Below are 25,090 nucleotides of genomic sequence, written 5' to 3' on the forward strand. Positions count from 1 at the left end.
GTACGTCGCCCGACGACTTGCACACATTCCCTTCGCTCGTATGTTCCCTCTCAATGGTTCCGGGTGGCATCCAACCCGTTCTCCCCACGGACGGTTGGGGCCCGGGCGTGCTCCGCCCCGAACCGGCAAGGGCGGCAAGGGCGGTGAGGCGATGCAGGAGTTCGCAGGTGATGCGCTCGACGTCCTGGCTCTCCCGCTGCCGGGTGCGCGGGCTGCGCGCTGTGCCGACGGGGTGCCGCGCTGCGCCGCGGCCCACGCTGACCCGTTCCGGGTGTTCGAGGGGATCACGCTGGCCGGAGCTGCTGAACTGGGCTGTCCCCTGGACGTCTGCGCGCCTCCCGCCCGTACCCCCGACCTGGCCGCGTACCGGTGGATCTTCGGCCATCAGACCGCGTTCCTGGAGTGGTCGCTGCTGCGCGCGGCACTCACGCGTCCCGGTCCCCTTCCCGCCGACGACATAGTCGCCCTGCTGGACCTGTACTCCGTCCTGCTGCTGTACGCCGGAAGCTGTCCGCCCGAGCTCTACCAGCGGATGATCCGTCCATGGATGGCCCAGTGGCATCCGGCGTTCAGCGGTGAATGGGCGCGCGACCACCAGGGGTTGGCCCGCCTCCTCAAGACGGCGGCGGATGGAGCCCCGCCCGTGGTGACCCGGGCCGTGCGGCGCAACCACCACGTACACATCGCGGTGGCCGGGCGGCTGGTACCCGGGGGCGTCTCGCTGCTGGAGCGGGCCGGGCGGCGCGCGGGCAGCGAGCCCACCGCGGAGGAGTCCGATCTGTACGACCGCTTCTTCCTCACCCGCAGAGCGACCGTGTGCGCGCATGGGCTGCGGGCGCAGTTGCTGCACCGGCTGCTGAGGATCATCGCCGACCTGGAGAGCTGCGGACTGTACTACCGGGGTCCGCCCGCCGCACAGACAGCCCCCCAAGGCTTCCGCGAGGAAATCTCGAAGCTGGAACGCACGGCACTGCTCCGGGTGCGGCGGCAGGCCGCGGACCTCGCCGCGGCATTACGGGACCACGCCGCACCTCTGCCCACCACGTCCCGCACGGACCTCACCGGGTCCGAGCCGGTCCCGTTCACCCACGGAGGTCCCATGAAACTGGTCAAGGACGTCGAACTGACCGACGAACTGCGCCGGTACATGGTCGAGCACGGCACCCCGCCCGACACCGTCGCCCAAGACCTGATCAAGCGCACCCGTACGCTCGGCCAGGTCGCCGAGATGCAGATACCGCCCGAGCAGGGCGCCCTGCTCACCTTGCTGGCCCGTCTCGTCGGCGCACGCCTGGTGGTGGAGGTGGGGACCTTCACCGGCTACTCCACCCTGTGCCTGGCACGGGGAGTGCCGCCGGGCGGCCGGGTGGTGACGTGCGACCTGTCCCGGGAGTGGACGGACATCGCCCACGAGGCGTGGCAGAGAGCCGGTGTGGCGGAGCGCGTCGAGCGGCACCTGGGACCTGCCGCCGAGACGCTGGCCGCCCTGCCCGCACAGCCGCCCGTGGACCTCGCGTTCATCGACGCCGACAAAGCCGGATACATCGGCTACTGGGAAGAACTGGTGCCCCGGCTGCGGCCCGGCGGGCTCCTGGTGGCCGACAACGTCTTCTACGGCGGGGCCGTGGTGGACGCGGAGGCGGTGGGCAACGCGGCGGCCATCCGTGCCTTCAACGACCACGCCCTCGCCGATGCCCGGATGGAACTGGTCATGCTGCCCATCGCCGACGGTGTGACCCTCGCCCGCAAACTCCCCGCCACGACCGGAGGCATGCCATGAAGCATCAGGTCACGCCACTGCCCCTGATGGAGCTCACCTCGGGGGTCTACGCCTTCAAGGCCCTGGCCCTGGCCACCGAACTGGAGCTGTTCACGGACCTGTCCGGCGGGCGCGCGGGGACGGCCGCGGACTTCGCCGAGCGGCACGGCCTGGCGCAGCGGCCCGCCGAGCTGTTGCTCACCGCCTGCACGGCGCTGGGCCTGCTGCGGCTGGACAGCGACGGCACCTACTCCAACACGCCGATGTCCGAGGAGTTCCTGGTACGCGGCAAGCCGTACTACTTCGGCGGCTGGATCACGGTCGTGGACCGCCACGAATACCCGGCCTACCTCAAGCTGGCGGACTCCCTGCGCGGCAACCACCCGACCACCTGGGACGTCGAACGCCAGGAGTCGCTGTTCGCGCCGGACGACCCGGTGGTGGCCGAGCACTTCTGGCGCGGTATGCACTCCCTGTCCGCCTACACCGCCCACCTGCTCGCCGGCGCCCTGGACTTCGCGAAGGTCGACCGCCTCCTCGATGTCGGCGGCGGTGGTGGCGCCTTCGGCGTCGAGCTGTGCCGCCGCTATCCGCACCTGCGCGTGACCGTCTTCGACCTGCCCTTCGTCTGCGACCTCACCCGGCCCTGGGTCGCCGCGGCCGGGCTGGACGACCGCATCGCCTTCACCGCCGGGGACTTCTTCACCGACCGCCTCCCCGCCGGGCACGACGCCGTACTGCTCTCCAACATCCTGCACGACTGGGGCGAAAGCGACGTACAGAGGATCCTCAAGACCTGCGCCGTCGCTCTCCCGCCGGGCGGGCTCCTGCTCATCTGCGAGTCCTTCGTCGCCGACGACAAGCAGGGGCCGCCGCTGGCCGCGCTGATGAGCCTGAACATGCTGGCGGAGACCTGGGGCAGGAACTACACCGCCGCCGAATACTCCGCCTGGCTGCGCGCGGCCGGGCTCGAGCCGGACGGGGTCACCCCCTTCGACGGTCCGGGGGCCAACGGTGTCCTGGTCGCCCGCAAGCACTGACCCACAGGTCCGCCCGGCCCGCCCCGGAGCCGCCCCGGCTCGTCCCCCTTCCCGGCCCGAATGAGGAGCCATGCCCCGACACCCGGCAGAACCATGGCGTATCAAGATGGTCGAACCGCTGCGGACCACCACCCGCCGCCAGCGGCAACAGGCACTGCAGGCGGCCGGGTACAACATCAGCCTGCTGCGCTCCGAGGACGTCTACATCGACCTCTACACCGACTCGGGCACCAACGCCATGTCCGACCGCCAGTGGGCCGCGATGATGACCGGGGACGAGGCCTACGCCGGTGCCCGCAGCTTCTACCGCCTGGAAGCGGCCGTCCGCGAGTACTACGGCTACGAGCACCTCATTCCCACCCACCAGGGCCGGGGCGCGGAGAACATCCTCTCCCGCATCCTGATCCGCCCCGGTCACCACGTTCCCGGCAACATGTACTTCACCACCACCCGGGCCCACCAGGAGCTCAACGGCGGCACCTTCCACGACGTCATCATCGACGAAGCCCACGACCCGGCCTGCGAGCACCCCTTCAAGGGCAACGTCGACCTCGCCAAGCTGGAACGGCTCATCGACGACGTCGGGCCGCGGAGCATCCCGTACGTCTGCGTGGCGGCCACCGTCAACATGGCCGGCGGACAACCGATCAGCCTGGCCAACCTCACCCGGGTCCACGAACTCGCCCACCGCCACGGCATCCCCGTCATCCTGGACGCCGCCCGTGCCGTGGAGAACGCCTGGTTCATCAAGCAGCGCGAGAAGGCCTGGCGCGAGCACAGTGTGGCCGCCGTCCTGAGGGAGATCTGCGCCCGCACCGACGGCGCCGCCATGTCCGCGAAGAAGGACAGCTATGCCAACATCGGCGGCTGGCTCGCCCTGCGCGACCCCCACCTGGCCGAGCAGGCCCGTAACCTCGTCGTCCTCTACGAAGGACTCCACACCTACGGCGGCATGGCCGGCCGCGACATGGAAGCCATATCCGTCGGCATCGCCGAATCCGTCCAGGAGGAGAACATCAAGGCCCGCATCGACCAAGTCGCCTACCTCGGACAGCAACTGGCCGACGCGGGCCTTCCCCTCGTACGTCCCACCGGCGGCCACGCCGTGTGCATCGACGCCGCCGCCACCCTGCCCCGCGTGCCCCGCGAGCAGTTCCCCGCCCAGACCCTGGCCGCCGCCCTCTACCTCGACTCCGGAGTCCGCGCCGCCGAACGCGGCGCCGTCTCCGCCGGCCGCGACCGGGCCACCGGAGAGAACCGCTACCCCCGCCTCGAACTCGTCCGCCTCACCATTCCTCGCCGCGTCTACACCCAGAGCCACATGGACCTCGTCGCCGACAGCGCCATCCGCGTGCACAAACAACGCGACCGCCTCGACAGCGGCCTCGTGTTCGTCCACGAACCCGAAAACCTGCGCTTCTTCCAGGCCCGCTTCGCCCCCGCCGCCCCCGATTCCCCTCTCGCACCGGCACAGATTTCGTGAGGGGAGGAAGACCATGGCCAGCAGATTCGATGCGCTCGGGGACATGTACGAGGAGATGTTCCGTCTGCCGTGGAGGGCACACCTGGAGTCCTTCAGTGTGCTCCGCGCGCTGGGCGCACTGGAAGGCGAGCAGATTTACGACATCGGTTGCGGCACCGGGCTGTACAGCCGCGTGATGAAGCGCCGAGGCGCGGCCCGCGTCGTCGGATACGACATCTCCGAAGGCATGATCGCCGTCGCCCGGCGACGGGAGGCCGACCGGCCGCTGGGCATCGAATACACCACCACCGCATCCGACGCCGAGGCCGGTGCCTTCGGACGCGCGTTGGGCGTGTACATCCTGCCGTACGCCGAGGACTACACCACGCTGGTCGAGATGTGCTCGATCGCTGCTCGCGCACTGCGGCCCGGAGGGTTGTTCGTGACACTCCCGGTCAACCCCGACTACCACGGCGGGCGCGCCTACTACGAGCGGTACGGACTGCGGCTCTTCGACGCCGAGCCGAGGGCGGATGCCTCGCGTGTGACGCTGGAACTCTGCTTCGGCCGCTACGCAGAACAGATCACCGCCCGGTACTGGACGCGCGGCACTTTGGAGAGGGCGTTGCGCGAGTCCGGCTTCGAGGCGATCGACTGGCCCGCCTTCCGCGTGTCCGAGGAGGGGATCGCACGGTACGGGGAGGAGTTCTGGCACCCGTATCTGGACTGCCCGCACGCGTCGATGATCACGTGTGCAAAGGTCTGAAGTGGGTTCCTCGGGCGGACGGGACACCTGGGCCGACCGCATCACACCGCACACCGTGCCCTGCCTTCGCGGTGTCATGCGGGAGCAGTGGGACGCGCTCGTCGGACCGGACAACTTCTACAACAGCTACGGGTGGCTGCGCAGCCTCGAACTCGCCCATGGCAGCGAGGACATCGTGACCGCGTCGTGTGACGGCACGCTGCTGGGCGCCCTGCCCACCTGGCCCGGCGACGCCGACGGCCCCGGTCTGTTCTGCCTGCCGGACATGCTCCCAGGCCTGGCTCTGCGCCGGCCGGCCGACTACCTGTGGCTGGGAGCCCGGCGCTCGGTGTACAACGAGCTGGTCTGCGTACGAGGCGAGCTCCGCCACCCCACTCTCACGGGGCTCGTGCACGGGGCGCTCACGGTGGCCCGCGCACGGGGCGCGGCGGGACTGGTCCTGCCCTATCTGGCCCCGGACGACGCGGTGGACCTCGCGCGTGCCCATCCCCGCGCACGGGTTCTGCTGCACGACGCGGACGCCAACATGGACGTCCCCGCCGGTGGATCGAGGGACCAGTTCACACGGATGAGCCAGCCCGACCGCACCCGCCGCCGCGCCGAACTGCGTGCCTGCGACCGCGCCGGCACGGTCGTCAAGTGGCTGCGGCTGACAGGGGAGACGGGCCGGGCCGCCGCCGACCTGGTGACCCAGAACCGGGCCCGCTACGGCGGCACCGCGGACCCCGCCTTGATGCGGCGGTCCTTCGCGGCACAGCGCCGATCCGGCGTACTGGAGCAGGCCGTCGGCTGCTTCGGAATCCGCGCCGGCCGACCGCTGGCGGTCACCGTCTGCTACACCCACCACGATCGTCTCTACGCGCGCTACTACGGCTTCGACTACCGGACAGCCGAGCCGGCCTGTGAGTACTTCGTCCTCACTTACCGCGCGCCTCTCGACTACGCCGCCGCCCACGGCCTGAGCCGCTACCGGCTGGCCGTCTCGGCCTGGAACCTCAAGGCGCGCCGCGGCGCCACGCTCTCCCCGCTCGCCGCGGTGGTGCTTCCCCTTGACCACGAGGTGTGCAGCCGTGAGCGGGCTCTCGCCTTCAACCGCGCTGTGGCCCGGCGATGGCGTCAACGGTGCGCCGCCAGGCCCCAGGCCATGGGCACCGAATGGGGCCGCTGGGACGCCGTGCGGCCCGGTCCCGATCCCTGAACAGGAGGCACCCGCCATGCTCCACCTCGTCTACCGGATCAGGCTCACCGCTGCCGCGGAAGCGGATCCGCGGAAGTTCTGGGCCTGGGTGCAAGAGCGCGAGAAGTGGTTCTACGACGGCCTCGACACCGTACTCGCCACCCGCTGGACGGTCCGTACGGTCGGTACGGACGTCCACACGATCGAGCACACCGTCACCTTCGCCGACGAGGCCGCCTGGGGCCACTACCGTCGGCAGCTGTCGGAGCGCGGCCGCGTCCCGGCCTGGGACCGTCGGCGCGCCGAACAGGGCACATGGTGGCAGCTGCTCGACGCGGCCCTGCTCAGCGACCCCCCGGTCACCATCGGGTTCGACCGCACCCCCGGCCCGGAAAGGTGAGCCATGACAGACTCCGCAGAACTCGCCGAGCGCAGCCACTTCCTGCTGGCCAACGCCCGCTTCATGACCCTCGCCACCTCGGACGGCACATCCCCCTGGGCGTCGACCGTCAACTTCGTCGCCCTGTACCGGCCGCTCAGGCTGCTCTACTACTCCCTGCACACCGCCCAGCACTCCCGCAACGTGGAACGACACCCCGTGATCGCGGGCTCGATCTACATGACCGGACTTGCCGGCTTCGGCCTCGACGGCGCCCAGTTCACCGGCCGCTGCCGGGTTGTGGGCCCCGGCAGCCTGACGGAGTATCACCGGGCGTACTACGAGCTGAACTTCCCCGACGATGACACCCGCAGCGCATGGCTGCTGCCCGAGCAGGAGTTCCACGGCGCCGGACCGCGGCGGTTCTACGTGGTGGAAGTGCTGCACTGGTGGCTCCTGGACATCGAGCGCTGGCTCGTCGACAAGCACGACCAGCGGATCGCGATTCCGATCGAAACCCTCGCCCCACATCCCGGAGAGCCGGACCGTTCACCCGGGTGATGTGCCGGGTCGGGCTCGTGGGTCTGCGGCTGCGCCGCAAGCACCGCTGGTAGGCGGCTGTGCGGTGTCCGGACTTGCTGCGCGTGGCAGTCCGGGGAAGCGGGGCGGGTCGTGGCGCGGTCGGCTGGGACCGCTGGCTGGGACCGCTCATGTCCGTCTGTTCCAGCGGTGACGGTGCCCCGTCCGGCAGGTCCCGGTGGTCCTGGGCGGGGCGTTTTCGTTGTGCGCCGTGGGCTCCGGCTGGAGCCCGCCCGGCCAGGCCGGGGCGGCTTGGTGGTGCGGCTGCCGCGCGGTGGCCAGTGTCGCGTGCGCGGGGCGGCGGCGTATGTACGGAGGCTGCGTGGCGGGGTCAGGTGGTGGCCAGCAGGATGTCCTCGCCGGTGGACGGGTGCAGGCGGTCCGGGGCGGGCGGCGAAGTAGCGCTCGGGCGTGCGAGGCCCCCGAGACGTGGCAGGCGTCCTTGAAGCCGGCTTCGCGGGCCAGGGTCGGCATCTCCTGTGGGGCGTAGAAGCTGAGGAACGGCGTTCCGGACGCGCGGGCGCCTTCCTCGCTGGCCCGCAGGCCGGGGCGGTCGGCCGGGTCGAGGAGTTCGACGGGCAGCAGGAACGTCATGGCGAGCGTCGAGCCGGGGGCGAGCGAGGCGATCTGGCGCAGGGGGGCGACGGTGGTGTCCTCGGTACTCAGGCGCCCGCCCGCCTGTGGCGGGCAGGCGCCGTTCTCGGTGATCTCGGCCACCAGGACCGCGCCGGAGACTGCTTCCCTCATGCCGTCGGCCTTGCAGGCCTCCTGCGGATCGGCACGGTCAGCTCCCGCCGGAGTCCCGTCCAACGCCACCACCTCCTCACCGGCTTCGCCGACGTCCCTCTCGACACCGGCCGTTCCACCAGGCCGCCCCGGTGCGCTTTGCTCACCAACTGCCGCTGCCTGTCCGAGGGCGTCGACATTCCGGCCATCGACTCCGTGCTGTTCGCCCACCCCAAAGAGCAGCATCATCGACATCGTCCAGTCCGTCGGACGGGCCCTGCGCCAGACTCCCGGCAGCGGCAAGATCTCCACGATCATCGTCCCCCTCTGCATGGCCCCCGGCGCGCCCCTCGAAGAGGCCACCGAGTAGAGCCCGTTCCACTTGCTCTACCGGGTCCTCATCGGCCTCGACGTCTACGACGAGCACACCTTCCACCGCGTCGACCGCCTCCGGTGGACCAGCGGACCCCGTCGCGCCGCAGCTCGCCGCACGCCCCGAACGCTCAGGCCGAGATCGCGCCCGTTCTCGGCCTGAGAGACGTCATGGCACCCAACCGGGTCTGGGAGGCCGCCTTCGAGACCACCCACACCTTCCACCACGCCCCAGCATCGAATACCCCCTCACCATCGCCCGCGACTACACCGCCCACCACGGCCACCTTGTCCCGCGCGTCCACGAATCCCCCGATGGCTTCCCCCTCGGCCGTTGGGTTGCCGAGCGGCGCCGAGAGGCGCGTGAAGGCAGCCTGCCCCACGACTACCTGCGCGTCCTTTGGGTGGTGCCGCCCGCTGTGGTGAGGATGCTGTGGCGCCAGCGGCCGCCAGCAGCAGGACCCGCCCGTCTTCCGTAGGGACACCGTCCTCATCGTGGACGCCCCCCTGGCGCCGGCCCGCGACCACACGGTGGCCGAGAAATCGAAGAACTGCCGGTACTTGACGAATCACCAGGTCGTCATCGACGCCGACACCCGGCTCGTCGTCATGGTCGGCCAGCCCCTGCCCGGCAACCGCAACGACTGCATGGCAGGGGCCCTGTCCGGCGTGAAGGACGCCGTCGGGAACACCACGGTGATCGCTGACGGCGGATGCCGCGGAACCGGCCTGATCATCCCGCACCGCCGCGAACCCGGCCAAGCCGAACTCCCCGCCCGGAAAGAGGAGCACAACCGCTCACACCGCAAGTTTCGCGCCCGCGTCGAGCACACCTTCGCGCGGATGAAGAGCTGGAAGACCTCCGTGACTGCCGTCTCAAGGGCGATGGCATGCACCACGCCATGCTCGGCATCGCCCGCCTGCAGGTTCTCACCCTCGTCGGACAGCCAATGGACGTGCGGGGCAGCGGTGTTCTCGATGTCAGAAGATCAATTGCGGGACAGCCTAGACCCCGGGAATCTCCCGGGCCTTGAACGCCGCGCGCACTGTGTCCGCCGCGCCCGCCCCGTACATGCGTTGCGCGGTCGCGATGGTCGTCAGCGCCGCGTCCTGGAAGCTCGTGTCCGCGCGGAAGCCGAACTGCGCGTTCACGATGATCCGGTCGGCGGTCCGGGCACCGAGGGCCTTGCGGATGTCGAACAGCGCCCGGGACCAGATCTCGCCGTCCGCGTGGACCTCCCCGACCCGGTCCTCGTACACCTTGTTCCCGTCGATGCGGCGCAGGCAGTGCGGAGCCGCGCTGTAGGCGACCGAGTCCCAGTCGGCGACGCAGGCCAGGTCGGCCTTGAGCGGCCAGCCGTACGTGGCGTCGGCGTACGCGCCGACCGTGACGGCCAGGTAGTCGCCGAACGCCTCGCCGATCGCACCGGCCTCCGGCGACGTGCCGAAGCCGGGAACCTGCGCGTGGTGCACCGCGTGCCCGTACTCGTGGACGATGACCTCGGCGTCCTCGGCGTCGTCCACCCCGCCCTTGCCGAAGCGGATCTCGGCCTTCTTGTCGGTGAAGAAGGAGTTGTCGGCGCCCCACTGGTTGATCCGGACGGGCTGCGCGCGGTCGTTGGCGCCGGGCAGTTCGCTGCCGAAGCCCAGGCTCTGCAGGTACTCCTGCGCCTCGTTGACCCAGAAGTACGCCATGACCTGCTCGAACTGGTCGTCGTTGCGGCTGTACGTCCCCACGTCCGCGAGCCGAGCCGAGGCGCCGGTGTCCGAGCGCACGGTCGCCCACCTGCCCGAGAGCGAGCCGCTGCCGTCCAGATTGCGCAGCGCGGCCACGGCGTACGCGGAGGCGGGCACGGCGGCGTTGCCGTCCTTGCCGTCGGTCAGCGTCTGGTCGCCGGAGGACTGGACGGGGTTGACCATGAACAGCCGGGCCTGGGGCAGCGCGGCGCCGGCAGCGGTGCCGGCGCCCGCGGGCAGGGCGGAGACCGGGCCGGCCAGGGTGAAGAGCGCCACGGTGGCAGCGGCCGCGGCGACGAGGCCGTGGGATGTGCGGCGAGCCATACAGATCCTCCTGGGACGAAGTGGTGGGGAGGTGGCATGCGTGGTGCGGCGGTGATCCTCGCGTATGTGGACCCGCTTTGACCAGGCCCGGGACGAGATTGCCAGGGGGACCTTGCCGAAGAGACCTGCCAGGAAGGCCTCGTCAGGGAAGGCTGCCCGTGATCGCAATTGCGGCGCGCACGACGGTCCCGGCCGCCACTCCCGCCCGCAGCAGCATGCGCATGCCTCGGTGCTCGCCGTTCACGCTGAATGGCTTCTCAGTTGTGACCTTTCGGGAGTCTTGACGACACTGGGGCGGTGTGTGCGGTGGCTGGTGGTCCTTGGGAGGCCTGGTGACTTTCTCAGCGCTCCACAGCAGTTGTGTCCCGCTTGATCAGCGGTTCGACTGGTGGTGCGAAATGATCAGCCAGGATGTCGCCCCCACCCGGATCACCAGCGAGCACCGCGGCGACTTCTCCGCGGGTGCGGGGGCCATAGGGCTGGGCTGCATCCAGGTGACCACGCTGTCCTTCCCCCCGATCAGGTCCGAGCGCATCCCGGCGCTCATCCGGAGATCCGACCCCGAGGTATACGAGCTGGCGCTCAACGAGGGCGGTGACATGTGGATCGCCCAGGCTCGCAACGAGACCAGGATGAGCACCGGCGACCTGGGGCTGTGGAACACCTCCCGGCCCTTCGACGCGCGGGGGCTGCGGGGGGCCGACGGCGGGGCCGCCCGCGCCATTATCGTGCACCTGCCAAGGACTGAACTGCCCTTTCCCGACTCCAGGCTGGACCGGCTGCTGGCAAGCGCCACTCCCACGGACCAGGGCACGGCTGCGGTCTTCGCGCGATTCCTGCGGCACCTGGCCGACGAGACACCGTCCATGACGGACCGGCAGCGGGAGCGGCTCGGACCAGCCTTGTGGGAGCTGGCCGTGGCCTTCCTCGCCGACCGTCTCAACGCGCACGACCAGGTCCCGCCGGAGGCCCGCGGCCGGATGCTACTGGCTCGCATTGACGCCTTCATCGATGACAACCTGGCCGACCCCGCCCTGACTCCCCGGGCCGTCGCGGCCCGGCACCACATCTCCGTACGCACGCTCCACACCCTTTTCCGGACCCGGGAGCGGACCGTGGCCGCCACGATCCACCACCGGCGCCTGGAGCGCTGCCGAGCCGATCTGGAGAACCCGGGCCTGCGCGGCACCGCGGTCCATGCGATCGCCGCCCGATGGGGCCTGCTCAGCCCGTCCGCCTTCAGCCGCGCCTTCCTCGCCGCCTACGGGACACCGCCCGGTGACTGGCGCCGGGCGGCCCTGGGGGCATCGTCCGCGCTTGCGGGCAAGGAATCCCGCACTGAGGGCTAAGACGGGTGCGGGGCCGTGCCCGAGACTCGAAGTCAGAGGGAAGTCATGGACACGCCCATTGTGTCCGTCAGAGAGGTGTTGCCGGACCGTTGCGAGCGGACCTGGTACCGCACCGCCGTGTTCCGGCGCGTCACACGTCACGTCACACGTCAGACGAGGAGACCCATGAAGATCCGAACCCGCCACGCCACGTCCGTGGCTGCCGCCACGCTCGTCGCCGTCGTCGGTCTGGGAACCGGCAGTGCCACGGCGGCCCCCGCTTCCGCTCCGGCTCCCACAGCGCGGAGCACCGACATGGCCAACGCCGTGTACACGTGGCTGCGCAATCTCAACAGCAACCAGTGCCTCGCGGTGCCGGGCGGCAGCACCGCACAGGGAACCGGGCTGATCCAGTGGCCCTGCGGTACCTGGCGCGACCACTACTGGTCGGTCGAGAGCTCCGACGTCGCCGGCTACGTAAAGATCAGAAACTTAAACAGCGGCCAGTGCCTCGCGGTACCAGGCGGCAGCACCACGGCCGGAACCCAGGTCATCCAGTGGCCGTGCGGTACCTGGCGCGACCACTACTGGAAGTTGGTCAACGACAGCACCGGCACCCACATCGTCAACCGCAACAGCAACCAGTGCCTCGCCGTCGACGCAGGCAGCACCGCCCAAGGCGCCAAGGTCATGCAGTGGCCCTGCGGCACCTGGCGCGACCACTACTGGTACAACAGCTGACAGTCACCTCACTCGGCTCACGAAGCCGCTGCCGCTGCCGGGGTCGTCGGCGGGCGGTCGGCCGGTGCGGGGTGCGCGTGTCGCGCCGGGGGGCGGGGGTGTCCGGCCGTGATGATCGTGGACGGTGCCGGGTCCCCGCCCCTGTCCTTCCCGGGGTGTGCGGCAGGCCCGGCACGGGCTCCGCCCCGGCTCCGCACACCGCCTCCCTGGCACGGGGTGGAGCCCACGGCGCCGGCGGGGGACAGCGGAGAGGGCAGATCACGGCTCGGTAGCAAAGACGTCATGAGTGGTCCGGCTGTGGTGGCCGGTAGGGGTGTGGGGGTGTTGGGCTCGGTATGAACAGTGCGGATGGCGGCGGGCCTTGGTGGGCTGTTGCCCGGCTGACGGGGGCGTACGGGCGGGACGGTGGGGAAGGCGAGTGATCCGCGCCGGCCCGCCTTCGCCCGCCGCCATGGCCTGCCGCTCGATGAGCCTGTTCAGTGGGCAGCCGAAGCCCTGGACCCCGGCGAGCTCCACCGTCTGGTTCTCGATGCCGTCAACAGGTACGTCGACCGCACCATCCTCACCGCCACGCTCGCCGAGGAACGGCGCCAGCGCCGCGAACCCGATGCCTTCCACCAGGCCTGGACGAACCGCCGCACCTGGCCAAGCCGGAGTCACCCGTTCGAGACATATGGCACTGCACCCAATGCCAGGTCTTGTCGGCAACTGTACGTTTCTATGAGGTATGTGACCGCTCGAAGCCGAGTGGCCGAATCGACCCGGAGCCACAGGAGGCCGGAGTGTTCGGGTTTGGCATCATGATCGCCCGCCTGTTCTCCGCGGTGCGCGGCGCATGGCATGAGCCGGCCTTCCGGGGGACGGCGCTGTCGCTGCTGCTGGTGTGGATCGGGGCGACCGCCTTCTATGCCGGACAGGAGGACTGGGGCGTCCTGGACTCCTTCTACTTCGCCGTTTGTACTGGTCTGACCATCGGTTACGGAGACCTGGCCCCGATCACCGACGCCGGAAAGGTGTTCACGGTCGTCTACGCCCTGTTGGCCGTGGGGCTGTTCGCCGCCCTGGTTGCCCAGCTGGCCAGCGCCTTCATCAACACCCAGTCCGCACGCGTCCGGCGTTACCGGGCGGGCCGCGACCGGCACCGGGGCGGGGCCGGGCCGGAAGAGCCGGAGGGCTGACCGGGCGGGCGCCGCCCTGTGGCTCAGGTGCGGGCGTTGATCGTCTTGCCAGGGCAGAAGACGGGGTTCGGCCACCGTGACCAGGGGCCCGACCATGGTGGTGGCCTGTGGTGGACAGGGGCTGTGGTCGCGGTGTGCGGCCTGCCCGGGCATCGCTGGGTAGGCCTGTCTGGGCAAGCCGGTGCGGGATTGGGCAAGCCTGGGGCGTGTCCCCTGTCGGTTCCCCTGCTGTTTCCCTTGCCAGGCCCCTGGCTCCTGGCCGCCGTCGGCTTGGGCCCGGCCCGGCCGGAGACGGCGGCCACTGCGCCCGATAGGGCGGGCTCGCCTGGAGTGCAGCCCGGCTGGCGAACACGCCCTGGTGACCCCGGGCGGGGTCGTAATGGGACTGCAACGGCACCGGGGCGTAGGTGTGGAAGCCGACGGCGAACGGCTTGCTGCTCAATCCGCAGTCCGGACAGTGCCTGGATGTCCCCGGCGGCAGCACGGCCGACAGGACGCAGCTGCAGATCTACGACTGCAATGGCATGGATGCCCAGAAGTGGACGCTGCCGTAACTTCCGCCTTTGCCCGCCCCGTTGCTCACCCCAACAACGATGTCAGTACGGCTGTGCCGGCGCCGAATGGCCGTGCGGAGGGTAGGGCTCGGTGGCAGGGGCGGTGGGCAGGCGCCATTTGCCCAGGACGCGGATCACGGTGCTGGGGGTGAGCAGGGTGGTGGGCGCCGCGTTCAGTGACAGTACGTCGAAGAGCGCGCGCGAAAGCACGGGATCCTTGTTGGCTCCCGCGAGGAGGTGGGGCATGTACCGCTGGAGGACCGTGGCGAAGCGCCCGGGCCGTGGTCCTTCGGTGTCCGGCGAGCGCAGGTCCCCGCTGAGGGCGATGCCCCACGCCGTCGAAGCGCTGGCGGCGGTGCGGCGCTGAATACGCCGTGCCGCACGGCGGATGCCGTGGTGGTCCCGCCCTTCGGTCTCCCGGGCCAGGGAGTGCGCGGCGATCGCCGCGACGGTCATGCCGTGCCCGTACACGGGATTGAAGCGGCACGCGGCGTCGCCCAGCACGACGAAGCCGTCCGGCCAGCGGCGCAGCCGCTCGTAGTGCCGCCATTCGTTCGCCGTGTCGCGGAAGCCCTTGGCGGAGGAGAGCGGCACCGCCGCGCGCAGGGCCTCGTACAGGAGGGGGCTGCGCAGGGCGCGGGCGTACTCCACGAACTCCTCGTCACCGGTGGGCGGCGCGTGCGTGCCGATCCCGATGAGCGTCACGAGCCACCGTCCGCCGTCGATGGGCAGGAGCGCGGCGGCGCGCGGGAGGTCGGGGCGGCCCTGGATATAGATCGCGGTGTGGTCCCGGCCGCCGTCGGCCGGAGCCCGGTAGTAGCGGCTGGAGTAGGCCAGGTGCGCGTCGCAGCGGGTGACGGCCGGTGCCGGGTAGCCGAGTTCGGCGAGCCAGGTGGGGGCGCGGGAGGTGCGGCCGCTCGCGTCGAGGACGAAGTCCGCGGCGAGTTGCTCGACGCGGTCGCCGTTCGGTGTGCCGCGCGGCCGGAAACTGATGCCGCGCACGCCCGCGCCGTCCGGTGCGCAGAGCAGTCCGATCGCCTCGGTGCCCGTGCGTGGCTCGATCCGCTTCTCGCGCAGCACCCGCTGCCGTACGGTCCATTCGATCAGCTCACGGCTGCCTGCCAGCAGGACCGTGCCGGGCACCGGCCCGAACCAGTCCACCGGGCTCAGCCAGTGCAGATCGGTTGGTGCCCGCAGCAGCCGGGCACCGCCTGCCAGCAAGTCATCGGTGATACCCGGCAGTTGGGACTCGATCAGGTCCAGGCCGCGTGACCACAACAGGTGTACATGCCGGGACTGGGGGACGCCGGGGCGGAACGCCGGGGCGGACTGCGGCAGCCGGTCCCGCTCGATCAGAGTCACCCGGGCGAAACGCCGTGCGAGCACCTGGGCGGACAGCAGACCGGCCAGGCCCGCACCCACCACCACCGCATGGCCGTCCGCGCTGCTGCGAATCATCGCGCACCTCGTCCGTTCCGGCTTCCCCTGACGCGAATCCAGCTTCGCATGCGGGGGAAGGTGTACGGGAGAGGAGCGTTCGGCCCCGTCAATGTCGGCCTCGAAGTCCAACTTGCGCAACAGCGCACCAGATGGCGCGTGTCCAGAGCTTCCCCAGCGCCATCGCGTCAGACGAGGACGCCGATCCCGGTCTCCGCAGCCTCTGCTGGGACGACGCCGCGAGAGACTTCGAGATCTAAGAAGGTCAGCTGCAGCGCGTTCGGGCGACCGGTCCCCTGAAGATGCTGTGATCCGGGGTCGGTCAGGTCGTGAGGAGTATCCGTTTGCGGAGCAGGTCGAGGTTGGCTCGGCCGTAGCCTTTCCGCTTGATCCGCTTGATGCGCGTGACCTGGCCCTCGACCTGGCCCGAGCTGGGCGGCTGCCGCCGGCACCTTGTCCAGCCCACTGCCCGGCTGCGACTCGCAAACCCTGCCCGCCTGTTCAGAACCTGCATGCTCCCCGTGACGGAGTCACTCGATCGAGCGAAGACGCCGCGGCGGAAGAACCTGCAGCCGGGGTTCGCACGTGATGACGTACACAGGCGTGAGGGGGGTTCGAATGTGGGAACTGGAACGCCGCCACGGCCGACAGCCCAATTCAGCAGCTCCCTGTGTCCGTTAGGAGGCGCCGACTGTGCCGCGGCAGACACCACGATCTCTGTTCCTGGGCAGGCGGGAGGAACTGAGCAAGCTGAAGAACCGGCTGGACTCAGCGGCCCGCGGCGCGCCACAGATCGTCCTTGTCGACGGGCCCGCCGGGATCGGCAAGACCTCACTGGCCCGGCACTTCCTGTCCGGTGCCGCCGCGGAGTGCTGCGTGCTGAAGGCCAGTGGCGAGGAACTGGAGATGGAACTTGCGTACGGAGTCATCGCGCAGTTCGCAGCGCAGCTGCCCGACGTGCCGAACGCACTGCGGGAGCTGGCCCTCGGCATGCCCGACGCCGCCCCGCAGGACCCGATCGGTGTCGGTGCCCTGTTCCTCGACGCCCTGGGGCAGATCCAGAGCCGGGCCCCCGTGGTTTTGCTGATCGACGATGTCCACTGGGCCGATACTCCCTCGCTGCACGCTCTCACCTTCGCGTTGCGGCGACTGCGCATGGACCGGGTACTCGCGGTTCTGCTCACACGAGACGCCAGTGATCCCAGGCTGCCACAGGGCTTGCACCGCATCCTCCACGACGACACCACGCTCACGCTGACCCTGGAGGGACTCGGCCTCTCGGACATCGTCGCGTTCAATGCGGCCTTGGGACCATCTGCCCTTCCCCGCTCGGCCATCGCCCGGTTGCGGGAGCATACGCACGGAAACCCGCTGCACACCAAGGCGCTGCTGCAACAGTTTCCGGGGGATGTCCTCGGCGGCCACACCGTCTTACCGGCCCCTCGCAGGTACGAGCGGCTCGTCGCAGGGCACCTCGCGAGGTGCAGCGCTTCAGCACGCGACCTAGTCGAAGCCGCCAGTGTCCTCGGCATGTCAAGCTCTCTGCATCAGGCCGCACGTATAGGGGCCGTGCCGGACCCGTTGAGTGCGCTGGCGGAAGCGATGACGTACGAGCTCCTGGAAGAGGATCCAGCCAACGCCGTGCTCAGGATCACCTTCCCCCATCCGTTGCTGCGGGCGGCTGTCTATAGAGGGCTGGATCCAGCCGAACGCTCCCGCCTGCACCACCTGGCGGCCGCCCAGTCGGAGGACCACTACGTCGCGCTGCAGCATCGGGTGCAAGCCGCCGTGGCACCGAACGAGGATCTGGCGGACGAACTCATTCGCTTCGCCACGCAGGAGTCCGAGAGAGGTGCCTGGGCGGCAGCCGCCTCGGCTGCGATCGCCGCCGCTCGGCTGTCCACGCACAGCAACCTCCGTGAGCGGTGGCTGGTCCAGGCCGTTGAGTACCGCTTGCTGGCAGGCGACGTACGCCAGGCCGCCGAGTTCGAGCCGATGGTCCGCGACAGGGAACCCGACGCCCAACAGCAGTACGTACTGGGGCATCTCGCCCTAACCACGGGCCGACTGGAGGAGGCACGCCAAAGGCTCGCAGCGTGCTGGGAGAGCTCCGGAGCGGGCACGGAAGCCGAAACCCTGCAGAAAGCCGCCGAGCAGATGGCCTGGCTGTGCCTCATCCAGGGCGACGCACCGAACATCGTCAGGTGGGCGAGGCGCGGGCTCGCTCTTCCACCGGGCAGGCGGTCGTCCTTCTTGCGTGACTCCCTCGCTATCGGGCTGGCAATCTCCGGCAGGTACGAAGAAGGCATCCGCTCCCTTGCCGACCTCCCGCTCTCAGGGCCTCGCCACACCCCCGATCAACTGGACGGCCTGCTTGCGCGGGGGATGTTGCAGTTGTGGAACGGTCAGCTGCGAGAGGCCGGCCGGGATCTGAGGGAGGCCTTCGCCTCGCACCGGCGGGGTGGTCTGCCGTACGCGGCTCTTGTAGCGCTGGCCTTCCTCACCGACACCGAATACCGGGCTGGACTGTGGGACGAGGCCATCGCGCACGGCACCCAGGCCGTTTCCCTGGCCGAGGACACCGACCAGATATCCATCCTGGCGGTCGTGCATGCCCTCACCGCTTTCCCCCTTGCCGGCCGGGGTGACTTCGAGGCCGCCGAGGCACATGCCAGGGCAGCGATGCAGCACGCCCGGACACTGGCCGACGTCAACGATGGTGCCTTCGCGGCAACAGCGCTCGCGCTGGTGCACAGCGCACGGGGTGATGACGAGAACACGGTGGCCGAGCTGAGCCCCTTTCTGAGTGAGGAGATCGTCCACCGCAGCGGCTTGGAGGAGGTCGGAATCGTCCCGTGGCGACCGCTGCTCTCGGAAGCCCTGACACGCCTCGGGCGCAAGGACGAAGCCCTTGAGGTGCTCATCCCGTACGAGAGCGGCGCGACCGAGCGAGGCCGATGGCTGGAACAGGCGTCAGCCGCGCGTTGCCGGGGCTCGCTGCAAGAGGCATATGGCAATCATGAGGCCGCAGATCACGCGTTCCGGGAGGGGTTACAGCTCTGCAGGCAAGGCGCTCCGTGTTGGGAGGAAGCACTGCTGCACTTCTCCTACGGTGCGTTTCTACGCCGTACTGGCCAACGGAAGAAAGCGGTGGCCGAACTTGAGTCCGCGCATACGATGTTCCTGCATCTGCAGGCCGCACCGTATCTCGAGCGGTGTGTCCGAGAACTTGCCGGGTGCGGTCGCGTGACAGCGCGACGTGGCGGTGTCTCTCCTGCCAAGCTCACCGCGCAGGAACTGACCGTGGCGAGACTCGCCAGGCGAGGCATGTCGAACCGCGAGATCGCACGGGAGCTGGTCCTCAGCGTCAAAACGATCGAATACCACCTCGGCAACGTCTACACGAAGCTCGGTATCACCTCGCGGATGGGGCTGATTGCCAAGCTCGACGAGGAACCCTGACCTGGCCTGTACCCATGGGCAGACCGGCACCCCTTTGCTGAACCCGGAGTCTGGTCCCCATACCCCGGGGCGAGGCCTGGGGGAATCACGGATGTACTCGTTGCTGCGCTTCCGTAGCGTGCGAAGCCGATGGACTCCACATGGGAACCATTCGATCTGTAAGGGGGGGAAGATGCTGCCTTCTACGCGGTCCGCCGCCTCTCGCTTCACCTGCGCCCTGGCACTGGGCCTTGCCCTTGTGGCGGCGAGCGGGTGCTCCTCACCGGAGACTCCCGCCCCGAAGCCGGTGATCTCCACACCTGAAGAGCACACTCCGGAACACGACCCGGTACCACCCGACCCCAGCCCGGCACCGCCGGAACCCGACCAGGCATCACCCGACCCCAGTCCGACACCGCCGGAACCCGATCCCACACCACCCGAACCCGAGGTGCGGTGGTCTGTTCCTGACAGCGTGGTGGGCGTCTGGTGCGGTGGCGCGAACGACCAACCGGACGGTCACTGGACATACGCCTTCACCGCGGAGGGCGAAGTCGCGGCAGAGAACGAGAGTAATGGCTTCTACGGGCATGTCGTCACCGAGGGAGACATCATGACCTTCTACCTGGAGGGGAGTGACCCCTTGAAGTCGACATGGTCAGTGAGGTACGAGGAAGCACTCGGCGTCAATCTTCTCTACCTCGACAGCTACAGCTATTACCCGGGAAGCTGCGACTCCTAGGGTCTGTGCGATGTCGTGATCAACCGGCTGCTTGCAGGGGACCTCCGACCGAGATCATCGAGGTACGGGGTTCAAGGTCGGCGAGGTAGCTCTCGGGCGCCTTGTCGAAGCGAGTGGCGATGCCGCGCGGTTCCTTCAGTCGAGGGAACGCTATGGCCTTTTGCCCGCGAGGCTCTTGCTGGTGGTGGGCTCTATCGGGGCGAGGTACCACCACTGGTTGGTGTTGGCCGGTCCCAGGCAGGTCCATTGGTAGACGTTGGTCCCGTCGGCGGTGGCGCCCGGGCCGCCTTCCACATCCAGGCACTTCCCGCTGTGCGCGGCCTGGATCTGGTAGGCGTAGCCGTCGCCGGCCTCCTGGAGGAACCAACGCTGGTTACTGCGTGGGGGGTTGTGGCAGGTCCACTGATGGACGTTGTCCCCATTGTCGGTCGCGCCCGGGCCGCCTTCGACGTCCAGGCATTTCCCGCTGTGCGCGGCGGTGAAGAAGAAAGAGTCGCCCTCGGAGGCGTGCAGGTACCACTGCTGGTTGGTGTTGGCCGGTCCCAGGCAGGTCCATTGGTAGACGTTGGCCCCGTCGGCCGTGGCGCCTGGGCCGCCCTGCACATCCAGGCACTTCTCGCTGTGCAGGGCGCGCACCTGGTAGGGCCCGCTGACCTCCGGTTCGTCCTGGGGTGCCGCATCCGCGGGCCAGGCGAGCAGGGCGGCACTGAGCGCCAGTACGGCCGCGGCGGCGGCTCTCGTCGACGGCATGCGCATGCTTGGTGCCCTCCATGAGGCTTCAACATGTCATGAGCCTGGTCAGTCTGTTGGGACACGGACACGGAGAGCAATGTGATTCCCGGCCATCCCGCACCAGAAGACGGCCCGCCCAGCGGGCACGAGAGCGCCGACAGCAAGCTGATGGGTCATCAAATTGTGTTGGGGCAACGGCACTTCGTGAAATCTCCGCCAGCTTCGGCGGACTTTTGGCCATCGGTTCGACCTGTCAGTCACCCCTTCGGTGATGTGGCGTAGAGTCACCGGCCTGATGTGCTGGCTGGGCGTGGCCCGGCTGGGATCACGCCCACCGCGCCACCCGAAACGCCCAGTCAAGGGAGGCAAGACCATGCGAGGTTCCACGCTCAGACGCGCTGCGGCCGCCGCCGCAGCCTTGCTCACGCTTCTCGGCGTGACCGCCGGCGCGTCGAGTGCCGCTGCCCCGTCGCCGTCCACCGACCGGCTCGAGGTCTCCGTCGCAAAGGGCCGCGCACTGGCGGACGAGCTGGAGTGTCCCGTGCCACCTGTCCAGACGAACGTGTGGTTACGTACGCGCTCATGCCAGACCGTCAGCGCCACCGTGAACGTCTTGCGTGATGAAACGTGGGTGGGGAGAGCGGAGTTCACCATCCAGAACGTGATGACCCTGGACACGGAGCGGACCCAGTGGACCGAGAGAATCAGGGTCAGCAAGGCCCGCCTCACCGGTGACGCGAAGGATCTGCGGGTCCAGCTCCGCGCCAGCTGCAACACTTTCTGCAAGGCCACGGTGAAGATGGGAGCCTTCACCCTGGGCAACTCGGCGAAGTCGGGAAGGATCGTCTACTCCGTGCCGGTGAAAAAGTACGAGATCCGCCGGAACATGGCGCACTACTCCTTCGACATCACCCGGCCGGGCTTCAGTGTGGGCCTCGTGGCCTACGACTCCGCCCTCTTCCGCTGCGACGACAGGTTCAGCAACAAGGTCAGGCAATTCCACAAGGACCCCGGATGTGTCTTCCCGCAGCGTCCCGTCACCGAGGAAAACCAGCGGCTCCTGCCGTACATCAGCCAGAACATCCACAACGTGCAGTCTCAGGGGGTGCACCTTGGATCACCCAACTACGGCCGCCCGCTGCACCGCCTGCAGAAACCGAGACAGCAGTCCGCGAACCGGAATGCCGTCTGCGGAAATCAGACGCCGCCTCCGGGGCTGCCCTTCCCTGAGCCCCAGTGCGACGAGTACCCCTACGCGTCCACCTACGAGGGCGGGACGACACAAGCCCCTCCGAACCGCGCCACCATGTGGGTACCCGCCCAGGAGAACCGGAGGCAGGGCAGCTACCTGAGCCGTTTCTACCGCGAGTTCCGGGTACTCGACGGCGACCCGTACTACGTAGCGGTCGGCGTGTGACGGCAGCGATCACGGAGGGCCCATGACAGACACGTACAGCACGCGTTCCCTCTTCGTCTCGAGCGGCTACTGGATGGCTACGGGCGGCCCCGAGGACTTCGAGCGGTTCACCGATGAGGCCTTCTCCGCCCCCGAATGGAACGGCGTGATCCGCCCCTCCGCCGAGGGCGGGATGGTGGCGGTCGCCACCCAGACGCAATGGGACGAGCTGCACCTTTCCGTGTACCTGTACGAGGCGCCGCCCTCGCTGGACACCGACGGCTGGGACACGGTCGTGGACATCAGTATCCTGGCCCACCCGAGTCCTGAGCCCGGCGACGACGGTCACCCGGTCGCATACTTGGCCTTCCTCGACGACGGTTCACCGGCCGAAGAAGCGCCCGACCCCATCGTGCTTCCCGCCCCCGGCGGTGCGCCGGCCTGGTGGCGACTGCGCTTCCAGGCCCGCACGCTGGACGGTATGCCCGAGGAACACTGCTTCCAGTTGTGGCCCGCTGAGCGCCAGTCCGAAGCGCAGCACAAAGTCCCGAAGACGTGACCCACCCGTGCAGTCCTGCAGGGGCGGCGGTGGGGCCGACCATGACTCCCACCACGGCGGCTTGGCGGCTCCCGTTGCCGGATCGCGGTCCCCCTGAGACGCCGACGGACGTGCCTGGGCCGAACTCTCTCTGTCGGCCCCGTCTGAAACCCACAGGATGCCGTGGGCAGTAGGCGCTGCTGGTCGTACGGTGCCGGCATGGGCAGGGACGACATGCCCCGGCTGCGGCTGGTCGTGGTCACCGGCGACGACTCCGGGCCGCGGTTGTGCCGTGGGTGCGGTGGTCCGTTGATGCCGCCGCGGGCAGGAACTGGGCCACCGGTTTACTCATGGCTAGATCGCTCGGATCGGGGTCTGCCGGTTTACCGGAAATGTGCACAGGGCGGTGGCGCATGCCAGTCGGTGAACGATGTCGGAAAGCCGTGTGCGGGAGATCTACGTGCACGGTTTGAAGCGGCAGGGGACTGGTAACGGAGCGTCAGCCACCGTGCCAGTCCCCGACTCTACTCAGTTCTGCGGGTACCAGAGCTGGTCGGGATTGTTGTTGCAGGGCCACTGGATCATGTAGGCACCACGTCCGCCTCCGTTCAGGGAACCCAGGCACATCCCGGAGCCCCTGTTCTTCAAGTGGTCCAGCGGATTGCCTGCGCTGTCACGGTAGTCCCGGTTGATGTACCAGTGCTGGTCGTCGTGACCATTGCAGTCCCACAGGATCGCGCCCGCGCGCGCCGTCTTGGAACCACCGTTGATCCCGAGGCAGCGACCTGAGTCGTTGGTCATGATGTAGTAGGCGCCTCCCGAGTCGGAGCCGACTCGCGAGTAGGTCCAGTGCTGGTCGGGGTTGTTGTTGCAGCCCCACAGCATCGGGCTTCCGCCGTTCTGGGTGTAACCGCCGTCCACGCCCAGGCACCAACCGTTCTGGTCCATGAGCATGCCGTCCGTAGCGGAGGCAGTGGGCGAGAGTGTAAACAGCATGGCCAACGCGGCAGACATCGCGCCCGCGACGACTGAGACGCGCTTGAGCTTCTTCACTGGACACAGTCCTTTCTCCCGTAACGGCACCTTGCCGACACCCCGCGATCGTGACAGCGGCCTCCAACAACCCGCTAACAACGCCCCACGTGAGCGTGTGACGGCGGTCTCCGCAAGGGCCTGTTTTCCTTCTCCGGAGGTCGCCCCTGGGAGGAGTGCTGAGCCGCAGCTCGGCGGGCTGTAGGGGGAGCTGGTGGCTTGTGGACCATGTGGACTGCGGACTTCGGTCCGCAATTCCGGCTTTCCCGCCCATTCCTTACATGGTGTCCGTTCGACTCCGGCGGCACCGTGACGCCTTCTCGGAACGGCATCCCTCGCGCGGCTGTGGATGTGTTCAGGCCGGGGTTGTGTGCAGAGTGTTGGTGGCCGGTCTTGGGTGTGCCGGTGTTCGGCGGCGGTGGCGGCTTCGTCGAACAGGTCGCGGGGGTCCCCACTGGTGGACGGTGGTGTTGTCGAGGTAGGCCCAGGAGTCGTGGGAGGACAGCCAGGTGCCTTCGGTGAGGCGGCCCTGGTAGACGCCGGGCAGGTGCAGCCCGACGGCGAACCGCGCGTCCCAGTCGGCAAGGAAGCCGGCCTTTGGGGAGGTAGGCGAAGGCGTGGGCGAGCGCGCCGCGGACCTGCTCGGCGCCCCGGCCGTCGGGCAGGTGGAGGAGTTTGATGTAGCGGGTGCTGCGGTCGACCAGGGTGCCGATTGCGGACCGGTTGCTCTTGCCTGTGATGAGGTCACCCTCCCAACTGCCTCTGCCGAGCTCCCGGGCGATCGCACGCAGCGAGTTCCCGGAGCGGAGCAGAGCGGCGATGACGACCCGCTCGTCCTCGGACAGGGACCGGTCCGAAGGCCCGTCGCGACGCCGTTCCTCGGTGATCGGCGCGTAGACGCGTTCGAGTCCGGTCCGGTCGACTTCCCTGCGCCCGTACCGCCAGCGGGTCCCGGTCCTGCGGTTGATCCCCACCTCGCGGCACGCCGCTGAGTTGCTCATCCCTTGCGCCATGAGGCGAAGGAAATGATCACGCTTGTCCGCCAACGGCGCAGGTCCGTGCTTCTTCGAAGTTCCTTACCTCCCCCCGACCGGGGCTGACGCCGCCCGAGCGCCGCAGCCGCGCGACATCGCCCGTCCTGACCGACCCACCGACACCACCAGCACGGGCGCTTCAGCCGCTGGTCGGATCTCACCCGCATGGCGTTTCCCCGGAGGCGCAGGCAGCACCTGCGGCATACCGTGCCGTATGTAAGCACCCATGGGGGGAAGTCGTCTGCTGCCTGCAAGGCAGTCACCACATCGCACTCAGGAGTCGCCACATGAAGACGCGTCGTCTCATGGCCACTGCCGCAGCAAGTACGCTTCTCACTATCAGTGCCCTCACCTCGACCGCCGCCCCCGCCCAAGCGGCGAGCATGACCGCCCCGTCCGGCGCGGTGGTGCAGCACGCCCACCTGCGCGCCGCCGACGGGAACACCTGCAGCGGCATTTACGGCTTCGGTCTCCTCGACCCCGTACTCAACGTGGTGTTCGGCCTTGTGAGCCTCCTCCACGGAGCCCCGTGCTAACAACGGTCATGGACATGCTCTGGGCGCGGGAACCCGGACAGCCGGGACAGCCGGAGCGCAGGCGTTGAGATGCCATCCAC

General features: G+C 69.1%; 21 protein-coding genes and 3 pseudogenes. 18 read left to right on the top strand and 6 right to left on the bottom strand.

Annotation, left to right across the window (positions count from 1 at the left end; all coding sequences use genetic code 11):
* Positions 1-151 precede the first annotated feature (151 nt).
* From QIY60_RS32835 to QIY60_RS31395, 7 genes are all read left to right on the top strand, one after another.
* On the top strand, positions 152-1,780 hold the full coding sequence (locus QIY60_RS32835) for an O-methyltransferase (protein WP_349253972.1): 1,629 nt from the start codon (positions 152-154) through the stop codon (positions 1,778-1,780).
* Positions 1,777-2,799: a methyltransferase gene (locus tag QIY60_RS31370; protein WP_283145548.1), complete on the top strand. Its 1,023-nt coding sequence runs from the start codon at positions 1,777-1,779 to the stop codon at positions 2,797-2,799. Before QIY60_RS32835 ends, QIY60_RS31370 begins: the two co-directional genes overlap by 4 nt.
* 70 nt (positions 2,800-2,869) lie before the next feature.
* Positions 2,870-4,282, top strand: a complete 1,413-nt coding sequence (locus tag QIY60_RS31375) for a tryptophanase (RefSeq protein ID WP_283145549.1) — start codon at positions 2,870-2,872, stop codon at positions 4,280-4,282.
* 13 nt (positions 4,283-4,295) lie between these two features.
* Entirely contained in the window at positions 4,296-5,027 is a 732-nt protein-coding gene (locus tag QIY60_RS31380; protein WP_283145550.1) for a class I SAM-dependent methyltransferase, read from the top strand.
* 76 nt (positions 5,028-5,103) lie between these two features.
* Positions 5,104-6,225 carry a peptidogalycan biosysnthesis protein gene (locus QIY60_RS31385; RefSeq protein ID WP_283145551.1) on the top strand — a complete coding sequence of 374 codons (1,122 nt, stop codon included), beginning with the start codon at positions 5,104-5,106 and terminating at the stop codon, positions 6,223-6,225.
* Positions 6,226-6,241: 16 nt separating this feature from the next.
* Positions 6,242-6,604 carry a hypothetical protein gene (locus QIY60_RS31390; RefSeq protein ID WP_283145552.1) on the top strand — a complete coding sequence of 121 codons (363 nt, stop codon included), beginning with the start codon at positions 6,242-6,244 and terminating at the stop codon, positions 6,602-6,604.
* A gap of 3 nt (positions 6,605-6,607) precedes the next feature.
* Complete coding sequence (locus QIY60_RS31395) at positions 6,608-7,144, top strand: pyridoxamine 5'-phosphate oxidase family protein (protein ID WP_283145553.1); 537 nt, start codon at positions 6,608-6,610, stop codon at positions 7,142-7,144.
* A 147-nt stretch (positions 7,145-7,291) separates the two neighbouring features.
* On the opposite strand, the gene QIY60_RS31400 is transcribed toward QIY60_RS31395, so the two are convergent.
* Entirely contained in the window at positions 7,292-7,909 is a 618-nt protein-coding gene (locus QIY60_RS31400) for a hypothetical protein (protein ID WP_283145554.1), read from the bottom strand.
* Between the two features lie 131 nt (positions 7,910-8,040).
* Here QIY60_RS31400 and QIY60_RS31405 point away from each other — a divergent pair, with 131 nt between their 5' ends.
* Entirely contained in the window at positions 8,041-8,739 is a 699-nt protein-coding gene (locus QIY60_RS31405) for a helicase associated domain-containing protein (RefSeq protein ID WP_283145555.1), read from the top strand.
* Positions 8,732-9,294: pseudogene (locus QIY60_RS31410) on the top strand (transposase); the annotation flags it as partial. The gene QIY60_RS31405 and the pseudogene QIY60_RS31410, both read left to right, overlap by 8 nt.
* On the opposite strand, the gene QIY60_RS31415 reads toward QIY60_RS31410, so the two are convergent.
* Complete coding sequence (locus QIY60_RS31415; RefSeq protein WP_283145556.1) at positions 9,266-10,321, bottom strand: M4 family metallopeptidase; 1,056 nt, start codon at positions 10,319-10,321, stop codon at positions 9,266-9,268. The pseudogene QIY60_RS31410 and the gene QIY60_RS31415 overlap by 29 nt on opposite strands.
* Positions 10,322-10,719: 398 nt before the next feature.
* Between QIY60_RS31415 and QIY60_RS31420 the strand changes: the two genes are divergently transcribed.
* The 4 genes and pseudogenes from QIY60_RS31420 to QIY60_RS31435 form a co-directional block, all read left to right on the top strand.
* Positions 10,720-11,670, top strand: coding sequence for a helix-turn-helix domain-containing protein (locus QIY60_RS31420; protein WP_283145557.1), 951 nt, complete (start codon positions 10,720-10,722; stop codon positions 11,668-11,670).
* A gap of 165 nt (positions 11,671-11,835) precedes the next feature.
* Positions 11,836-12,390: an RICIN domain-containing protein gene (locus QIY60_RS31425; RefSeq protein WP_283145558.1), complete on the top strand. Its 555-nt coding sequence runs from the start codon at positions 11,836-11,838 to the stop codon at positions 12,388-12,390.
* Positions 12,391-13,172: 782 nt separating this feature from the next.
* The gene (locus QIY60_RS31430; protein WP_283145559.1) at positions 13,173-13,568 is read left to right on the top strand and encodes a potassium channel family protein; all 396 of its coding nucleotides are present in this window, start codon (positions 13,173-13,175) and stop codon (positions 13,566-13,568) included.
* A gap of 410 nt (positions 13,569-13,978) precedes the next feature.
* Positions 13,979-14,122 (top strand): annotated as a pseudogene (locus QIY60_RS31435) (RICIN domain-containing protein); the annotation flags it as partial.
* A gap of 42 nt (positions 14,123-14,164) precedes the next feature.
* Here QIY60_RS31435 and QIY60_RS31440 read toward each other — a convergent pair.
* Complete coding sequence (locus tag QIY60_RS31440) at positions 14,165-15,580, bottom strand: FAD-dependent monooxygenase (protein ID WP_283145560.1); 1,416 nt, start codon at positions 15,578-15,580, stop codon at positions 14,165-14,167.
* Positions 15,581-16,252: 672 nt separating this feature from the next.
* On the opposite strand from QIY60_RS31440, the gene QIY60_RS31445 reads away from it, so the two are divergent.
* Entirely contained in the window at positions 16,253-19,021 is a 2,769-nt protein-coding gene (locus QIY60_RS31445; RefSeq protein WP_283145561.1) for a helix-turn-helix transcriptional regulator, read from the top strand.
* Between the two features lie 286 nt (positions 19,022-19,307).
* Positions 19,308-19,742: a hypothetical protein gene (locus QIY60_RS31450; protein ID WP_283145562.1), complete on the top strand. Its 435-nt coding sequence runs from the start codon at positions 19,308-19,310 to the stop codon at positions 19,740-19,742.
* Between the two features lie 150 nt (positions 19,743-19,892).
* On the opposite strand, the gene QIY60_RS31455 is transcribed toward QIY60_RS31450, so the two are convergent.
* Complete coding sequence (locus QIY60_RS31455) at positions 19,893-20,492, bottom strand: RICIN domain-containing protein (RefSeq protein WP_283145563.1); 600 nt, start codon at positions 20,490-20,492, stop codon at positions 19,893-19,895.
* Between the two features lie 355 nt (positions 20,493-20,847).
* Here QIY60_RS31455 and QIY60_RS31460 point away from each other — a divergent pair, with 355 nt between their 5' ends.
* A complete protein-coding gene (locus QIY60_RS31460) occupies positions 20,848-21,891 on the top strand; it encodes a NucA/NucB deoxyribonuclease domain-containing protein (RefSeq protein WP_283145564.1) in 1,044 nt (347 codons plus the stop codon).
* A gap of 22 nt (positions 21,892-21,913) precedes the next feature.
* On the top strand, positions 21,914-22,429 hold the full coding sequence (locus tag QIY60_RS31465) for a hypothetical protein (RefSeq protein WP_283145565.1): 516 nt from the start codon (positions 21,914-21,916) through the stop codon (positions 22,427-22,429).
* A 507-nt stretch (positions 22,430-22,936) separates the two neighbouring features.
* On the opposite strand, the gene QIY60_RS31470 is transcribed toward QIY60_RS31465, so the two are convergent.
* Both QIY60_RS31470 and QIY60_RS31475 read right to left on the bottom strand, forming a co-directional pair.
* Positions 22,937-23,461 (bottom strand): RICIN domain-containing protein, encoded by a 525-nt coding sequence (locus QIY60_RS31470; RefSeq protein ID WP_283145566.1) that lies wholly within the window; start codon positions 23,459-23,461, stop codon positions 22,937-22,939.
* Between the two features lie 611 nt (positions 23,462-24,072).
* Positions 24,073-24,201: pseudogene (locus tag QIY60_RS31475) on the bottom strand (IS30 family transposase); the annotation flags it as partial.
* Positions 24,202-24,761: 560 nt separating this feature from the next.
* Here QIY60_RS31475 and QIY60_RS31480 point away from each other — a divergent pair.
* Positions 24,762-25,010, top strand: a complete 249-nt coding sequence (locus tag QIY60_RS31480; protein ID WP_283145567.1) for a hypothetical protein — start codon at positions 24,762-24,764, stop codon at positions 25,008-25,010.
* Positions 25,011-25,090: the final 80 nt, after the last annotated feature.

It is taken from the genome of Streptomyces sp. BPTC-684 (genome assembly GCF_030028635.1).
Taxonomy (GTDB): Bacteria; Actinomycetota; Actinomycetes; order Streptomycetales; family Streptomycetaceae; genus Streptomyces; species Streptomyces noboritoensis.

What these genes read in the sequence shown, in the direction of transcription:
- QIY60_RS31425 (WP_283145558.1), top strand. Translation starts at nt 11,836, where the DNA reads ATGAAGATCCGAACCCGCCACGCCACGTCCGTGGCTGCCGCCACGCTC.
- QIY60_RS32835 (WP_349253972.1), top strand. Translation starts at nt 152, where the DNA reads ATGCAGGAGTTCGCAGGTGATGCGCTCGACGTCCTGGCTCTCCCGCTG.
- QIY60_RS31385 (WP_283145551.1), top strand. Translation starts at nt 5,104, where the DNA reads ATGCGGGAGCAGTGGGACGCGCTCGTCGGACCGGACAACTTCTACAAC.
- QIY60_RS31370 (WP_283145548.1), top strand. Translation starts at nt 1,777, where the DNA reads ATGAAGCATCAGGTCACGCCACTGCCCCTGATGGAGCTCACCTCGGGG.
- QIY60_RS31440 (WP_283145560.1), bottom strand. Translation starts at nt 15,580, where the DNA reads ATGATTCGCAGCAGCGCGGACGGCCATGCGGTGGTGGTGGGTGCGGGC.
- QIY60_RS31380 (WP_283145550.1), top strand. Translation starts at nt 4,296, where the DNA reads ATGGCCAGCAGATTCGATGCGCTCGGGGACATGTACGAGGAGATGTTC.
- QIY60_RS31480 (WP_283145567.1), top strand. Translation starts at nt 24,762, where the DNA reads ATGAAGACGCGTCGTCTCATGGCCACTGCCGCAGCAAGTACGCTTCTC.
- QIY60_RS31420 (WP_283145557.1), top strand. Translation starts at nt 10,720, where the DNA reads ATGATCAGCCAGGATGTCGCCCCCACCCGGATCACCAGCGAGCACCGC.
- QIY60_RS31455 (WP_283145563.1), bottom strand. Translation starts at nt 20,492, where the DNA reads ATGCCGTCGACGAGAGCCGCCGCCGCGGCCGTACTGGCGCTCAGTGCC.
- QIY60_RS31415 (WP_283145556.1), bottom strand. Translation starts at nt 10,321, where the DNA reads ATGGCTCGCCGCACATCCCACGGCCTCGTCGCCGCGGCCGCTGCCACC.
- QIY60_RS31400 (WP_283145554.1), bottom strand. Translation starts at nt 7,909, where the DNA reads ATGAGGGAAGCAGTCTCCGGCGCGGTCCTGGTGGCCGAGATCACCGAG.
- QIY60_RS31465 (WP_283145565.1), top strand. Translation starts at nt 21,914, where the DNA reads ATGACAGACACGTACAGCACGCGTTCCCTCTTCGTCTCGAGCGGCTAC.
- QIY60_RS31390 (WP_283145552.1), top strand. Translation starts at nt 6,242, where the DNA reads ATGCTCCACCTCGTCTACCGGATCAGGCTCACCGCTGCCGCGGAAGCG.
- QIY60_RS31375 (WP_283145549.1), top strand. Translation starts at nt 2,870, where the DNA reads ATGCCCCGACACCCGGCAGAACCATGGCGTATCAAGATGGTCGAACCG.
- QIY60_RS31395 (WP_283145553.1), top strand. Translation starts at nt 6,608, where the DNA reads ATGACAGACTCCGCAGAACTCGCCGAGCGCAGCCACTTCCTGCTGGCC.
- QIY60_RS31460 (WP_283145564.1), top strand. Translation starts at nt 20,848, where the DNA reads ATGCGAGGTTCCACGCTCAGACGCGCTGCGGCCGCCGCCGCAGCCTTG.